General features: G+C 68.2%; 11 protein-coding genes and 1 pseudogene. 8 read left to right on the top strand and 4 right to left on the bottom strand.

Annotated elements, in window-relative coordinates:
- Nucleotides 1-22: 22 nt before the first annotated feature.
- The 3 genes from ACZZZB_RS19545 to tkt are packed head-to-tail and all read right to left on the bottom strand — an operon-like array spanning nucleotide 23 to nucleotide 4857.
- Complete coding sequence (locus ACZZZB_RS19545) at nucleotides 23-1636, bottom strand: glucose-6-phosphate isomerase (RefSeq protein ID WP_463530506.1); 1614 nt, start codon at nucleotides 1634-1636, stop codon at nucleotides 23-25.
- Nucleotides 1633-2742, bottom strand: coding sequence for a transaldolase (tal, locus tag ACZZZB_RS19540; protein WP_159878827.1), 1110 nt, complete (start codon nucleotides 2740-2742; stop codon nucleotides 1633-1635). The genes ACZZZB_RS19545 and tal overlap by 4 nt, the downstream gene beginning before the upstream one ends.
- Before the next feature lie 24 nt (nucleotides 2743-2766).
- On the bottom strand, nucleotides 2767-4857 hold the full coding sequence (tkt, locus tag ACZZZB_RS19535) for a transketolase (RefSeq protein ID WP_064296932.1): 2091 nt from the start codon (nucleotides 4855-4857) through the stop codon (nucleotides 2767-2769).
- A 377-nt stretch (nucleotides 4858-5234) separates the two neighbouring features.
- On the opposite strand from tkt, the gene ACZZZB_RS19530 reads away from it, so the two are divergent.
- Together ACZZZB_RS19530 and ACZZZB_RS19525 are read left to right on the top strand one after the other, a co-directional pair.
- A complete protein-coding gene (locus ACZZZB_RS19530) occupies nucleotides 5235-6155 on the top strand; it encodes a heme o synthase (RefSeq protein WP_064296933.1) in 921 nt (306 codons plus the stop codon).
- Nucleotides 6156-6159: 4 nt separating this feature from the next.
- Nucleotides 6160-8708, top strand: a pseudogene (locus tag ACZZZB_RS19525) (DEAD/DEAH box helicase).
- Between the two features lie 67 nt (nucleotides 8709-8775).
- Here the strand turns inward: ACZZZB_RS19525 and ACZZZB_RS19520 are convergent.
- Complete coding sequence (locus ACZZZB_RS19520) at nucleotides 8776-9747, bottom strand: COX15/CtaA family protein (RefSeq protein WP_137243062.1); 972 nt, start codon at nucleotides 9745-9747, stop codon at nucleotides 8776-8778.
- Nucleotides 9748-10054: 307 nt separating this feature from the next.
- Between ACZZZB_RS19520 and sufB the strand changes: the two genes are divergently transcribed.
- From sufB to ACZZZB_RS19490, 6 genes are all read left to right on the top strand, one after another.
- Nucleotides 10055-11473 (top strand): Fe-S cluster assembly protein SufB, encoded by a 1419-nt coding sequence (gene sufB / locus ACZZZB_RS19515; RefSeq protein WP_056005633.1) that lies wholly within the window; start codon nucleotides 10055-10057, stop codon nucleotides 11471-11473.
- Complete coding sequence (gene sufD, locus ACZZZB_RS19510; RefSeq protein ID WP_191941116.1) at nucleotides 11473-12681, top strand: Fe-S cluster assembly protein SufD; 1209 nt, start codon at nucleotides 11473-11475, stop codon at nucleotides 12679-12681. Before sufB ends, sufD begins: the two co-directional genes overlap by 1 nt.
- The gene (locus ACZZZB_RS19505; RefSeq protein WP_064296937.1) at nucleotides 12681-13004 is read left to right on the top strand and encodes a non-heme iron oxygenase ferredoxin subunit; all 324 of its coding nucleotides are present in this window, start codon (nucleotides 12681-12683) and stop codon (nucleotides 13002-13004) included. The genes sufD and ACZZZB_RS19505 overlap by 1 nt, the downstream gene beginning before the upstream one ends.
- 4 nt (nucleotides 13005-13008) lie before the next feature.
- The gene (gene sufC / locus ACZZZB_RS19500; protein WP_079002531.1) at nucleotides 13009-13785 is read left to right on the top strand and encodes a Fe-S cluster assembly ATPase SufC; all 777 of its coding nucleotides are present in this window, start codon (nucleotides 13009-13011) and stop codon (nucleotides 13783-13785) included.
- 28 nt (nucleotides 13786-13813) lie between these two features.
- Nucleotides 13814-14143 carry a metal-sulfur cluster assembly factor gene (locus ACZZZB_RS19495; RefSeq protein WP_056005622.1) on the top strand — a complete coding sequence of 110 codons (330 nt, stop codon included), beginning with the start codon at nucleotides 13814-13816 and terminating at the stop codon, nucleotides 14141-14143.
- A 93-nt stretch (nucleotides 14144-14236) separates the two neighbouring features.
- Complete coding sequence (locus tag ACZZZB_RS19490; RefSeq protein ID WP_191941117.1) at nucleotides 14237-15403, top strand: MalY/PatB family protein; 1167 nt, start codon at nucleotides 14237-14239, stop codon at nucleotides 15401-15403.
- Nucleotides 15404-15508: the final 105 nt, after the last annotated feature.

Raw genomic sequence — 15508 nt, 5'->3', positions numbered from 1 at the left:
AAGCTCCTTGTGCAGTGACGCGCTAGTCGTTGACGGCGTCGAAGAGGGTGACGATGTTCTGGTCCGGCGCCGTGAGGGTCAGCGTGAGGACCGGACGACCGTGCTCGGCGAGGACGCGGGCGTCGCCGCCAGCCTGGGCCTCGATGAGCTGGCCGAAGGTGAACGGGCGCTCGGGGATCTCCAGGTCGACGGGGGCCGTCTCGGTGATCTGCAGGAACACGCCGTTCGCGGGTCCGCCCTTGTGGTACTGACCCGTCGAGTGCAGGAAGCGCGGACCCCACCCGAAGGTCGTGGGTCGTGCCGCCTTCGCCGCGACGAGGTCGCGGATGCTCTCGAGCTGCGGGGAGGCGAGACGGTCGACGTAGCCCTGGATCGCGACGTAGCCGTCGGAGGGGAGCTGCGCGAGCAGTGCCTCGACGGCGCCGGACAGGGTGGTCACGCCGTCGAGCAGACCGGCCGAGCCGCGGACCTCGACACCGTCGGCGACGAAGGAGGGTGCCTCAGGCTCCGGACGGATGTCGAGCAGACCACGGGTGGCGACCTTCGCGGACTCGACGTCCGGCTGGTCGAACGGGTCGATGCCGATGAGGCGCCCGGCGACGACGGTCGCGTACTCCCACACCAGCATCATCGCGCCGAGGCTGCCGCTGACGAGGATCTCGCCCTCGTGGCGGTCGTGGCGCAGCAGGTGGAACTCGTGGGCGTCGTCGACGATGCGGACGATCTGGAGGTCGGCCGGCTTCGACTCGAGCTCGGGAGCGAGCGGGTTGAGCACGACGGGCAGCAGGCCGCGACCGGACTTACCGGTCGATTCGGCGATCAGCTGTTCGGCCCAGTCCGGGAATCCGACGATGTGCGTCCCGTCGGTGATGAGACCGACCTTGTCGCGCAGCGGAACGGTGCCGCCGATCGCCGCACCCAGGATGAGTCCCGGGTTCGACGCGTCGTCGATCGCGAGTTCTCCGAGCACCGCGTCGGCCTCGTCGAGCAGCGCGCCGATGTCGACACCGGCGAGACCGGACGGCACGAGACCGAAGGCGGTGAGCGCACTGTAGCGACCGCCGACGTTGGGGTCGGCGTTGAAGACCCGGTAGCCGGCCTCGTTCGCCGCCGCCTCGAGCGGGGATCCCGGGTCGGTGACGATGACGATGCGACCGGCGGGGTCGATCCCCGCAGCCGTGAACGCGGCCTCGTAGGCGCGGCGCTGACTGTCGGTCTCGACCGTGGAGCCGGACTTCGAGGAGACGACGAGCACCGAGGTCTCGAGCCGGTCCGCCAGGGCCGCGAGGACCTGACCGGGAGCGGTCGAGTCGAGGACGGTGAGGTTGCCACCCAGCGTGTTCGTGATGACCTCGGGTGCGAGCGAGGAACCGCCCATGCCCGCGAGCACGATGTGGTCGATGCCCTCGTCGTTGAACTGCTCACGGAGCGCGAGGATCGGCTCGACCAGCGGGCGGGAGATGGAGACCGCCTGGACCCAGCCGAGGCGCTTGGACGCCTCTGCCTCGGCCGCGGGACCCCACAGCGTGGGGTCCTGGTCCGTGATGCGCGACGCGACGAGGTCGCTGACGAGCGTCGGGACCACCGATGCGACAGCGGCTTCCGCCGCGCCGCTCACGCGGATCTTGAAGCTCACTTGGAGGCCTCCAGAGCCGTCTTCACGGTCTCGAGCAGCTCGTCCCAGGACACGATGAACTTCTCGACGCCCTCACGCTCGAGCAGCGCCGTCACCTCGTCGTAGGACACGCCGAGTGCGGCGATGGCGTCGAGGACCTCGTTCGCAGCCGCGTAGGAGCCGGTGACGGTGTCGCCGGTGATGACGCCGTGGTCGAAGGTCGCCTCGAGGGTCTTCTCCGGCATGGTGTTGACCACGCCGTCGGCGACGAGCTCGGTCACGTAGAGCGTGTCGGGGAGGTCGGCGGACTTGACGCCCGTCGAGGCCCAGAGCGGACGCTGCTTGTTGGCGCCGGCCTCGAGGAGCGCGGTGGCACGCTCGCTCGCGAACTCCTGCTCGAAGACCTGGTAGGCGAGCTGGGCGTTGGCGACGCCGGCCTTGCTCTTCAGCGCGGTCGCCTCGGGGCTGCCGATCGCGTCGAGACGCTTGTCGATCTCGGTGTCGACCCGCGACACGAAGAACGAGGCGACCGAGTGGATCGTCGAGAGGTCGTGTCCCGCGGCCTTGGCCTGCTCGAGACCGGTGAGGAACGCGTTGATGACCTCGCGGTAGCGGGTGAGGCTGAAGATCAACGTGACGTTGACGCTGATGCCGGCGCCGATGACCGCGGTGATGGCCTCGAGACCCTCGACCGTAGCGGGGATCTTGATCATCGCGTTGGGCTGGTTGACCTTGGCCCAGAGCTGCTTGGCCTGGTCGATCGTCGAGGCTGCGTCGTGCGCGAAGCCCGGCTCGACCTCGATCGACACGCGGCCGTCGTACCCGTTCGAGGAGTCGTAGACCCCACGGAAGATCTTCGATGCCGCGGCCACGTCGTCGGTGGTGATCTCGAAGACCGCCTCGGTGACGTCCTTGCCTTCGGCGGCGAGCTGGGCGACCTGCTCGGCGTAGACGTCGCCGTTGCTGAGCGCGGACGCGAAGATCGTCGGGTTCGTCGTGACGCCGACGACGTTGCGGTCGGCGATGAGCTGCTCCAGCCCACCGGACTGGATGCGTCCGCGGGAGAGGTCGTCGAGCCAGATGCTGACGCCGGCGGCGGACAGCTGGGCGGTTGGGGTTTCAGTCATGTTCTTCTGTCTCCTTCGCCCGGGCTACTTGCCGAGCGTCTCGTGTGCTGCGGAGACGACTGCCTCCGTGGTGATGCCGAACTCACGGAACAGCGTCTTGTAGTCGGCGGACGCACCGAAGTGCTCGATCGACACGGTCCGGCCGGCGTCGCCGACGATGCTCTTCCATGTCAGGCCGAGACCCGCCTCGACGGAGACGCGTGCGGTGACGGCCTTCGGGAGGACGGACTCGCGGTACTCGGCGGACTGCTCCTCGAACCACTCGAGTGCGGGCACCGAGACGACGCGGGCGTTGACGCCCTCGCCGCGCAGGACCTCGCGGGCCTCGACGGCGAGCTGGAGCTCGGAGCCCGTCGCGATGAGGATGACGTCCGGCGTGCCGCCGGGCGCCTCGGCGAGGATGTACGCACCCTTGGCGACGTTCGACGCTGCAGCGAAGGTCTCGCCGGTGGCGTCGCCCGTGCCGCGCTCGAACACCGGGATGTTCTGACGGGTCAGCGCGATGCCGGTCGGGCCGCCGCGACGCTTGAGGATCTCGAGCCAGGCATAGGCCACCTCGTTCGCGTCACCCGGTCGCACGACGGCGAGGTTCGGGATGGCACGGAGCGAGGCGAGCTGCTCGATCGGCTGGTGCGTGGGGCCGTCCTCACCGAGGGCGACGGAGTCGTGGGTCCACACGAAGATGGACGGCACGTTCATGAGCGCGGCGAGACGGACGGCCGGACGCATGTAGTCGCTGAAGATGAGGAAGGTGCCACCGAACGCGCGGGTCGGGCCGTGCAGGACGATGCCGTTGAGGATCGCGGCCATGGCGTGCTCGCGGATGCCGAAGTGCAGGACGCGACCGTAGGGGTTCCCGGTCCACTCGTGGGTGGAGTGCTCGCTCGGGATGAACGACGCACCGCCCTCGATCGTCGTGTTGTTCGACTCGGCGAGGTCGGCCGAACCGCCCCAGAGCTCCGGGATGACCGGGCCGAGGGCGTTGAGCACCTTGCCGGATGCGGCGCGGGTCGAGACGTCCTTGCCGGCCTCGAACACGGGCAGCGCCGACTCGACACCCTCGGGGAGTTCGCCGGCCTCGAGACGCTCGAGCAGCGCAGCGCGCTCCGGGTTGGCCGCGGCCCAGGCGTCGAACGTCTGCTGCCACTCGGCGCGTGCCTCGGCACCGCGGTCGATCGCCTTGCGGGTGTGCTCGATGACCTCGTCGGCGACGAAGAAGTTCTGCTCGGGGTCGAAGCCGAGCACCTCCTTGACGGCCGCGAGCTCCTCGGCGCCCAGCGCCGAACCGTGGATCTTGCCGGAGTTCTGCTTCTTGGGAGCCGGCCAACCGATGATGGTCTTGAGGATGATGAGCGACGGCTTGTCGGTCTCGGCCTTCGCGGCCTCGATCGCGTCGTTGAGCGCGTGGACGTCCTCGACGTACTCGCCCGTCTTCTTCCAGTCGACGACCTGGACGTGCCAGTGGTAGGCCTCGTAGCGGGCCTTGACGTCCTCGGTGAAGGCGATGTTGGTGTCGTCCTCGATCGAGATCTGGTTGGAGTCGTAGATCGCGATGAGGTTGCCGAGCTGCTGGTGACCGGCGAGCGAGGAGGCCTCGCTCGTGACGCCTTCCTGCAGGTCGCCGTCACCGGCGATGACGTAGACGAAGTGGTCGAACGGGCTCGTGCCCGCCTCGGCCTCGGGGTCGAACAGGCCACGCTCGAAGCGGGACGCGTACGCGAAGCCCACGGCGGAGGCGAGCCCCTGGCCGAGGGGACCGGTGGTGATCTCGACGCCGTCGGTGTGGCCGTACTCCGGGTGACCCGGCGTGAGCGAGCCCCAGGTGCGGAGCGCCTCGAGGTCGGAGAGTTCCAGACCGTAGCCGCCCAGGTAGAGCTGGACGTACTGGGTCAGCGAGCTGTGCCCGACCGACAGGACGAAGCGGTCGCGTCCGAGCCAGTCCTGGTCCTTCGGATCGCGTCGCATGACCTTCTGGAACAGCAGGTAGGCGGCGGGGGCGAGACTCATCGCCGTTCCCGGGTGGCCGTTGCCGACCTTCTCCACCGCGTCGGCGGCGAGGATGCGCGCCGTGTCGACTGCTTTGCTGTCAATGCTTTCCCACTGCAGATCTGCCACTGAATACTGACCCTTCTCATCGGAACAGGAGGCCGACGAGCGGTCGAGCCTTCTTCTGTGCGTTCGCGGCCCACGTCGTCTTCGGCGTCCGAGCACACGACACCGCTCTTCGAACTGGGTGAAGGGGGGCGCACGCGTGCACAGTGGCTGGCGAGCACTTCCCAGCATAGCGAACCCCTGCAGCCGAGGGTCGATGTTCGACGAGCGCGAACACGCGACGTCACGGATGGTCGCAGAGCTTGCAGGACAGGCGTCACCCGGTGAGGGACCGCGCGCCTGCGCACCGTGAGTAGGGAGCCGCCCGCGCGTGTCGTAGAATCGTCTGCGGACCGCGCACCGGGCGAGCAGTGCGTGGTGAACCGAACGTTAGAGGAGCAATGGACGTCGCTGTAGCAGAACGTGTGTCGAGCCCCAAGCTCGGTTTCCGACGCAAGGCGAAGGCGTACATCGCCCTCACCAAGCCGCGGGTCATGGAACTGCTGCTCGTGACGACGATCCCCGTCATGATCCTCGCGAAGGGCGGTCTGCCCGACTGGTGGCTCGTCATCGCGACCGTCATCGGCGGGTCGTTGAGCGCCGGCTCCGCGGCGGCGTTCAACTGCTACATCGACCGCGACATCGACGCGGTCATGGACCGCACGAAGAAGCGCCCCCTCGTGACCGGCGAGCTCACGCCGCGCGAGGCACTCGTGTTCGCGTGGACGCTCGGCGTCGTCTCGACGGTCTGGCTCCTCGCCACCACCAACTGGCTCGCGGCCGCACTGTCCGTCGGCGCGATCCTCTTTTACGTCTTCGTGTACACGCTGTGGCTGAAGCGACGCACCCAGCAGAACATCATCTGGGGTGGCATCGCGGGCTGCTTCCCCGTCGTCATCGGCTGGGCCGCCGTCACCGGTTCGCTCTCGTGGGCACCGATCATCCTCTTCGCGGTCGTGTTCCTCTGGACGCCGCCCCACTACTGGCCGCTGTCCATGAAGTACCGCAGTGATTACCAGGCCGTCGGCGTGCCGATGCTCGCCGTCGTCCGCGGTCGCGCGCAGGTCGGCCTCCAGGTCATCCTGTACGCGTGGGCGACGGTCGTCTGCTCGCTCCTGCTCATCCCGGTGGCCGACATGGGGCTGCTGTACAGCGCCGTCGCCCTCCTGTCCGGCGGCTGGTTCGTCTACGAGACCCACCGCCTGTACAACCTCGCGATCCGCCACGAGCACGTCTCGCCGATGCGCGTCTTCCACGGTTCGATCACCTACCTGACCCTCCTGTTCCTCGCCGTCGGCATCGACCCGCTGCTCCCGTTCTGACCCGGTGGCTGACGCAGCGGAACGCGGCCGGCTGATCGCTGCGGCGGGGGAGAGCCCCGACATCGTCTTCGACCGGTTCGTCTCCTGGGCCGAGGCCGGCGGACTCAGCCTGTACCCGGCGCAGGAGGAGGCGCTCATCGGCATCGTCGACGGCGCCAACGTCATCCTCTCCACCCCGACGGGGACCGGCAAGAGCCTCGTCGCCGCCGGCGCACACTTCGCGGCGCTGAGCTCCGGTCGCCGCAGCTACTACACGGCCCCGATCAAGGCGCTCGTCAGCGAGAAGTTCTTCGCACTCGTCGAGATGTTCGGCGCGGAGAACGTCGGGATGGTCACCGGGGACTCCTCGGTGAACGCCGACGCGCCGATCGTCTGCTGCACCGCGGAGATCGTCGCCAACCTGGCGCTCCGGCACGGCGAGGACGCCGGCATCGACCAGGTCGTGATGGACGAGTTCCACTTCTACGCCGACCCCGACCGCGGGTGGGCGTGGCAGGTGCCGCTCCTCACCCTCCCGGACACGCAGTTCATCCTCATGTCCGCGACCCTCGGCGACGTCGGCGATCTCGCGCGCGACCTCGAGCGCCGGACCGGCCGCGAGACCGCCATCGTGACCGGTGTCGAACGACCGGTCCCGCTCCATTTCTCCTACGCGACCACACCGATCCACGAGACCGTGGAAGACCTCCTCCACACGGGACAGGCTCCGATCTACATCGTCCACTTCGCGCAGGCGGCGGCGCTCGAGCGGGCACAGGCGTTGACCAGCCTCAAGGTCGTCACCCGCGAGCAACGCGACGAGATCGCCGACGCCATCGGCGACTTCCGGTTCAGCACCGCGTTCGGCACGACGCTGTCCCGACTCGTCCGCAGCGGGATCGGCGTGCACCACGCCGGCATGCTGCCGAAGTACCGACGCCTCGTGGAGCAGCTGGCCCAACGTGGTCTCCTCCGCATCATCTGCGGGACGGACACCCTCGGCGTCGGGATCAACGTCCCGATCCGCACCGTCCTGTTCACGGCGCTCACGAAGTACGACGGCACGAAGATGCGGCAGGTGAACGCCCGGGAGTTCCACCAGATCGCCGGTCGTGCGGGTCGGGCCGGCTACGACACTGCGGGCACCGTCGTCGTCCAGGCCCCCGAGCACGAGACCGAGAACCTCAAGCTCATCGAGAAGGCCGGCGACGACCCGAAGAAGCGCCGGAAGATCATCCGGAAGAAGGCGCCGGAGGGGTTCGTGTCCTGGGGGAGCCGAGCTTCCAGCGTCTCGTCGCGGCCGAGCCTGAGACACTGACCAGCCACATGCAGCTCACCCACGCGATGATGCTCAGCGTCATCGCACGCGGCGGTGACAGTTTCGGCACCATCCGCTCCCTCGTCTTCGACAACCACGAGCCTCGGGCGAGACGCTTCGCCCTGGCCAGGCGCGCGCTCGAGATCTACCGCACCCTCCGCACGGCAGGCGTCATCACCCAGACGATCGACCCCGAGACGGGTGAGGTCGTCATCGGCCTCACGGTCGAGCTGCAGCCGAACTTCGCGCTCAACGCTCCGCTGTCGCCGTTCGCCCTCGCCGCGTTCGAGCTCTTGGACCCCGCGGAGCCCGGCTTCGCCCTCGACGTCATCTCGGTCGTCGAGTCGACGCTCGACGATCCGCGCCAGATCGTCATGGCCCAGCAGCACCTCGCCAGGGGCGAGGCCGTGCAGGCGATGAAGGCCGAGGGGATCGAATACGACCAGCGCATGGAGCTCCTCGAGGCGGTCACCCATCCGAGGCCGCTGGCGGAACTCCTCGAGGCGGCGTTCACGAGCTACACCGCTGCGCAGCCGTGGGCACTCGACCTCGAGCTCCGCCCGAAGGCGGTCGTGCGCGACTTCATCGAGCGTGCACTGAACTTCAGCGAGTTCGTCTCGTTCTACAGTCTCTCGAGGTCCGAGGGACTCGTCTTGCGGTACCTCTCCGACGCCTTCCGTGCGATCCGGCAGAGCGTGCCGGACGAGTTCAAGGACGAGGAGCTCCAGGACCTCATCGAGTGGCTCGGCGAACTCGTCCGACAGGTCGACTCGAGTCTGCTCGACGAGTGGGAGGAACTGTCCCACCCGGACCCCGAACGCCATGCGGAGGCGAGTCGGTCACTCCCGCCCACGCCACGGAGTGTCCTCGCCAACCGCCGGGCGTTCACCGTCCTCGTCCGGAACGAACTCTTCCGCCGGGTCCAGCTCGCGTCGCTGGAGCACTACGACGCGCTCGGCGAGCTCGACGCGTCGGCCGGATTCGACGCCGACACCTGGGCCGATGCCATGGATCCGTACTTCGAGGAGCACGGTGAACTCCCGACCGGTGCTGCAGCACGGAGCCCGGAGCTGCTGGTCGTCGACGACGAGGACGAGCGCCCCGTCGGCGACGCGGGTGGTGTCTGGCGGGTGCGTCAGGTGTTCGCCGATCCGGCCGGCGACCATGACTGGGGGATCAGCGCCGTCATCGATCTCGACGCCTCCGACGAGACCGGGACCGCGGTCGTCCGCGTGACCGCGGTCGGGATGCTCTGAGTCGTCAGCAGGCGCAGTGAGTCGTCAGCAGGCCCGCTGACCCGTCAGCGGAAGTGCGTCTGAGCCGTCAGCGGGAGACGCTGAGGGATGCCGACTCCTCGACGCGTGACGCGGTCCGGACCGGGATCCGCTGCTGCAGCACGACCCAGGTCATCGCGGCGACGAGCAGTCCGGCGAGCACCATGTGCAGCCCGACGAGCACCTCGGGGAGTCCGAGGCGGGCCTGGGTGAGCCCCACGATGATCTGCACCACTTCGACCGCGAGTAGCGTGGAGACCGCGGTGCGCACCCCGCGCGACCCGCGGCGGGCACCGAGCGCGATCGCGCCGACGAGCAGCACGATGGTGCCGGCGAGCGTCGCGTAGGCGGGCCAGCTGTGCAGGTGCTGGAGGAACTCGGGGTCGAACCCGTTGCGCGGCGCCGGCACCTCCTTCGAGTTGTCGCCGGCGTGCGGGCCCGAGCCCGTCGTCAGGATGCCGAACACGACGGTGACGGCGACGAAGAGGCTCGTCAGGTGGACGACGCCGAGGTACCAGCCGGGCATGACCTTCACCGCACCGCGAGGGCCTCGGTAGACCCGATGGACGAGCATCGTCGCGAGGGCGACCAGGACGATCGAGATGACGAAGTGCAGCCCGACCACGTACGGGTTCAGCCCGGTGAGGACGGTGATGCCGCCGAGGACTGCCTGCGCGGGGATCGACAGGCCCTGGAGCAGGGTCAGTCGGAAGAGGTCGGGGCGCTGCCGACGCATGCGGATCACCGCGAGGAACGCGGCGATCACGATGGCCGCGAGGACGAAGGTCAGAAGGCGGTTGCCGAACTCGATGAAGCCGTGGATGCCCATCTCCGGCGTGTTGACGAAGGAGTCGTCCGTGCAGCGCGGCCACGTCGGGCATCCGAGCCCGGAGGCCGTCAGGCGGACGGCGCCCCCGGTCCCGATGAGGACGAGCTGGAAGGCGAACGAGAGCCAGGCGACGACCCGTACGCGCTTGTCGATCGTCGTCGGCAACCACTGCCAGAACCGGGTGGCCCGCACCCGGTCGGGAAGGGACGGCGCCGGCGTCGGTCGACCGGCGGTCTTGGAGTGGTGTGACACGGGTCGATCCTTCGGTTCGCGGTGGCCACGGCTGCGGTATCCACCGTCCTCACCCACAACCCACAGGAAGCTGTAGGATTATGAGGTTCACGGTGCGCGCGAGAAGCGCCATGGTTCATGAACATTGTAGGTTCGCGAAGAAGCCGCCCGCACATCCCCTCCCCAATCCGCTCCGATCAGGCGCGTGCCATGGGAGGGAATGACGACCTCCAGCCGGTGGTTGTCTCCAGGGAGGAAAGAGGGACACATGTCAGACATCCTGATCGATCGCCCGGAGCTCGCCGGACTCGGCCAATACGAGTTCGGATGGCACGACGGCGACGTCGCCGGCGCTTCAGCGCGCCGCGGCATCTCCACGGAGGTCGTGGCCGACATCTCCGCACTGAAGAGCGAACCGGACTGGATGCTGCAGCGCCGCCTCAAGGCCCTGCAGCTGTTCGAGCGCAAGCCCATGCCGACGTGGGGCGCCGACCTCTCCGAGATCGACTTCGAGAACATCAAGTACTTCGTCCGGTCCACCGAGAAGCAGGCTCAGACCTGGGAGGACCTGCCGGACGACATCAAGAACACCTACGAGAAGCTCGGCATCCCCGAGGCGGAGCGCCAGCGCCTCGTCTCCGGCGTCGCCGCGCAGTACGAGTCCGAGGTGGTCTACCACCAGATCAACGAGGAGCTCGAGGCGCAGGGTGTCATCTTCATGGACACCGACACGGCGTTGCGTGAGCACCCCGAGTTCTTCGAGGAGTACTTCGGCACGGTCATCCCGTCCGGCGACAACAAGTTCGCCGCGCTGAACACCGCCGTGTGGTCGGGTGGCTCCTTCGTCTACGTGCCGCCCGGCGTGCACGTCGAGATCCCGCTGCAGGCCTACTTCCGGATCAACACCGAGAACATGGGTCAGTTCGAGCGCACGCTGATCATCGCCGACGAGGGCAGCTACGTGCACTACATCGAGGGTTGCACCGCGCCGATCTACAAGTCGGACTCGCTGCACTCCGCGGTCGTCGAGATCATCGTCAAGAAGAACGCCCGCGTCCGCTACACGACGATCCAGAACTGGTCGAACAACGTCTACAACCTGGTCACGAAGCGCGCCACGGCCGCCGAAGGCGCGACCATGGAGTGGATCGACGGCAACATCGGATCCAAGGTCACGATGAAGTACCCGTCCATCTACCTCATGGGCGAGCACGCCAAGGGCGAGACCCTGTCCGTCGCGTTCGCCGGTCCCGGCCAGCACCAGGACGCCGGCGCGAAGATGATCCACATGGCTCCGTACACGCAGTCGTCCATCGTCTCCAAGTCGATCGCCCGAGGCGGCGGACGCGCGGGATACCGCGGCGAGGTCCGGGTGGACGCCAACGCCCATCACTCGGCCAACACCGTGCGCTGCGACGCGCTCCTGGTCGACACCATCTCCCGCAGCGACACGTACCCGGCGATCGACATCCGTGTGGACGACGTCCAGCTCGGACACGAGGCGACGGTGTCCAAGGTCAGCGAGGAGCAGCTCTTCTACCTCATGAGCCGCGGCATGCCGGAAGACGAGGCCATGGCGATGATCGTCCGCGGCTTCATCGAGCCGATCGCCCGCGAACTGCCCATGGAGTACGCACTCGAACTCAACAAGCTCATCGAGATGGGCATGGAAGGATCCGTCGGTTAATGACGACTGCAGCACCGACTCAGACCGAAGGACAGCACGGCATCACGGCACACAGCGACGGCGCAGGACGCGTCATCCCGGTGCAGACCCGATCGGAGCGCTTCAGCTCCTATGATGTCGCCGACTTCCCAGCGGTGACGGGACGCGAGGCGGTCTGGAAGCTCAGCCCGGTCGCGCAGTTCACCGACCTCACCGCGGGGGAGCTCGACGGCTCGCCCACCCCGATCACGCACGACGACGTCGACGGCTTCAGCGTCGAGTGGATCAGTCGCGACGACGCCCGCGTCGGCTCCGCCGGCGTGCCGGAGGAGCGCGCCTCCGCGAACGCCTGGTCGAGCTTCGACCAGGCGCTGGCGATCTCGGTCACGGGCGAGGAGTCCAAGACCCTGCGCCTCGAGCGGAGCGGGCTCGGCGACGGCGCCCGCGCTGCGCACACCGTCATCACCGCCGCACCGTTCAGCCGCGGCCTCATCATCATCGAGAACGCGGGCGACGCCCGCCTCACCGAGAACGTCGAGATCGTCGTCGGCGAGCAGGCCGACGTGACCGTCGTGACCGTGCAGTGGTGGGACGACGCAGCCGTGCACCTCGCCAGCCACTTCGCGTCCATCGGTCGCGACGCCCACCTCAAGCACGTCGTGGTGTCGCTCGGCGGCAAGGTCGTCCGGGTGAACCCGACCCTGCACCTCGCCGGTCAGGGCTCGGACCTCGACTCGCTCGGCGTGTACTTCTCCGACGCGGGTCAGCACCTCGAGCAGCAGGTCTACATGCACCACGACGCACCGAACACCCGCGGGCGCGTGACCTACAAGGGCGCACTGCAGGGCGAGGGTGCGCGGTCCGTGTGGATCGGCGACGTCCTCATCAGCAACCGTGCCGTCGGCACCGACAGTTACGAGCAGAACCGCAACCTGGTCCTCTCCGACGGCACCCGTGCCGACTCCGTGCCGAACCTCGAGATCGAGACCGGCGACATCGCCGGTGCCGGTCACGCGAGCGCGACCGGACGCTTCGACGACGAGCAGCTCTTCTACCTGCAGGCTCGAGGCATCCCTGAGGACGAGGCACGACGACTCGTCGTCCGCGGCTTCCTCGTGGAGATCATCCAGCAGATCGGCGACACCGAGCTGCAGGAGCGCCTCTCGGCGGCCATCGAGGCCGAACTGCTCGGCGCCGACGGACAGGGCACCGGCGGAGCGCAGCACTGATGGCGACGAAGGTGTGCTCGTTCGACGAGCTCGCCGTCAACCAGGCCAAGCGGGTCGTGGTGGACGGCGTGCCGATCGCCCTCGTGCGCGACGCATCGGACGAACTGTTCGCGATCGGCGACGTCTGCACCCACGGCGACATCTCGCTGTCCGAAGGCTTCGTCGAGGACGGCAACCTCGAATGCTGGGCACACGGCTCGCAGTTCTCGCTCACGACGGGCAAGCCGCTCACCCTTCCGGCCTACGAGCCGGTCCCCGTCTACACCGTCGAGCTCATCGACGGCGACATCTACATCGACCCGACCGCAACGAAAGAGATCTAGCACCATGTCAGTCCTCGAAATCCGCGACCTGCACGTCAGCGTCGAAACCGAACAGGGCACCAAGCCGATCCTGCGTGGCGTCGACCTCACCATCCGGAAGGGCGAGACCCACGCGATCATGGGTCCGAACGGTTCGGGTAAGTCCACGCTCGCGTACACGATCGCCGGCCACCCGAAGTACACCGTCGACAGCGGATCCATCACGCTGGACGGCGAGGACGTCCTCGCGATGAGCGTCGACGAGCGCGCCCGTGCCGGACTCTTCCTCGCGATGCAGTACCCCGTCGAGATCCCCGGTGTCACGGTCACGAACTTCCTTCGCACGGCGAAGACCGCGGTCGACGGCGAGGCGCCCGCGATCCGCGGCTGGATCAAGGACGTCCGCGAGTCGATGAAGAACCTGCGCATGGAGCCTGCCTTCGCCGAGCGCAACGTCAACGAGGGCTTCTCCGGTGGCGAGAAGAAGCGTCACGAGATCCTCCAGCTCGAGCTGCTGAAGCCGCAGTTCGCAGTCCTCGACGAGACCGACTCCGGCCTCGACGTCGACGCCCTCAAGATCGTGTCCGAGGGCGTCAACCGCGCCAAGGAGAACACGGGCCTCGGCGTCCTGCTGATCACGCACTACACGCGCATCCTGCGCTACATCAAGCCGGACTTCGTGCACGTCTTCGTCGCCGGCAAGATCGCCGAGCAGGGCGGTCCCGAGCTCGCCGACCGACTCGAGAACGAAGGCTACGACCGTTTCCTCGTCGATGCCGTCGTCGCCCCGGAAGGTGCCTGAAGCCGCGCGAGCGGTCTAAGATAACGACATGGTAACAACGCTCAGTCCGCAACGATTCGACGAGGTCGAAGAGGCGCTCAAGGACGTCATGGACCCCGAGCTCGGGGTGAACGTGGTCGACCTCGGTCTCATCTACGACCTGGGTTGGGATGACGAGAACGACGCGCTCATCATCCACATGACCCTGACCTCCGCCGGATGTCCGCTCACGGACGTCCTCGAGGAGCAGACGGGTCAAGCGCTCGACGGCATCGTCGACGCCTTCCGCATCAACTGGGTGTGGATGCCGCCGTGGGGCCCGGAGCGCATCACGGACGACGGGCGCGACATGATGCGTGCCCTCGGCTTCTCGATCTGATCGAACCTCCACGACGACGGACGGCTGCAGTGCAGCCGTCCGTCGTCCTGTTCCTGGCAGCGTCGTCCGGCTGATCCCGGATAGGGTCGAGGCATGACCGAGATCGTGTCCGCAGACCCCCTCGACGTCCTGCGCAGCCGGACGAGCGAGAAGTGGTCCGAGTACCCCGACGACGTCTTGCCCATGTTCGTCGCCGAGATGGACGTCCCCCTGGCACCCGTGGTCCGCGATGCCCTGCACGCGGCGATCGACCGCGGTGACGCCGGGTATGTCGCGAGCCGCACGCGGCTCCCGCAGGTGTTCGCCGACTTCGCAGCGCGACGTTGGGGATGGGTCGTGGATCCCGGCTCCGTGTTCACCACCGCCGACGTCAGCATGGGCATCGTCGAGATCCTGCGTCGCGTCATCTCGCCCGGCGAGGGCGTCGTGATCACCTCGCCGGTCTACCCGCCGTTCTTCGACCTCGTCATCGAGGCCGGGGGAGTCGTGGTGGACGTCCCCTTGCTCGGGTCCAGCCGCGCCGACGATCCCGCCGGAGGCTGGCGGCTCGACCTGGACGGTCTCGAAGCCGCCTTCCGCAACGGCGCGAAGGCGTTCCTGCTCTGCAACCCGCACAACCCGATCGGTCGGCCGCACACGGTCGACGAACTCCGCTCGGTCGCCGCGCTGGCCGCGCGGTACGGGGTCACGGTCGTGAGCGATGAGATCCACGCTCCGCTCACCCAGCCGGGCGAGCGGTTCGTCCCCTATCTCAGCGTGTCCGACGAGGCCGCCGAACACGGGTACGCCGTCCTGTCGGCGAGCAAGGCCTGGAACCTCGCCGGCCTGAAGTGCGCGGTGATGGTCACCGCCGGCCCGGGGCCGCGGAGCGTGGTCGCGGGGATGCCGGTCGAGGTGTTCTGGCGGACGGGTCAGTTCGGTGTGCTGGCTTCGGTCGCCGCCTTCGAGGCCGGAGAGCCCTGGTTGGACGGGCTCCTCGGGTTGCTCGACGGCAACCGGCGGCTGCTCGGTGAGCTGCTGGGCACCGAGTTGCCAGAGGTCGGCTACCGTCCGCCTGCCGCCGGGTACCTCGCCTGGCTGGACTGCACCGCGCTCGGTTGGACCGAACCCCCGGCGCGGCGCATCCTGCGCGAGGCGCGCGTGGCCCTGCAGGAGGGAGCCCCGTTCGGGCCCGGAGGCGTCGGCCACGCACGACTCAACCTGGCCTGCTCACCCGAGCTCCTCACCGAGGCGATCGGACGGATCTCCGCCCTGCGTTGACGCCCGTCCGGCCGCGCCGGAACCCTGCCGGAACGGCCGCGGTGCTGAGCATCGGATTCACGATTTATACTGGGAGGCTGACCCCCACCCTCCGCGTTGTCGAAA

It is taken from the genome of Plantibacter sp. AC185, from assembly GCF_979258065.1.
The sequence above is the reverse complement of the archived record's forward strand: the minus strand, read 5'-3'. Positions and strand labels throughout refer to the sequence as shown.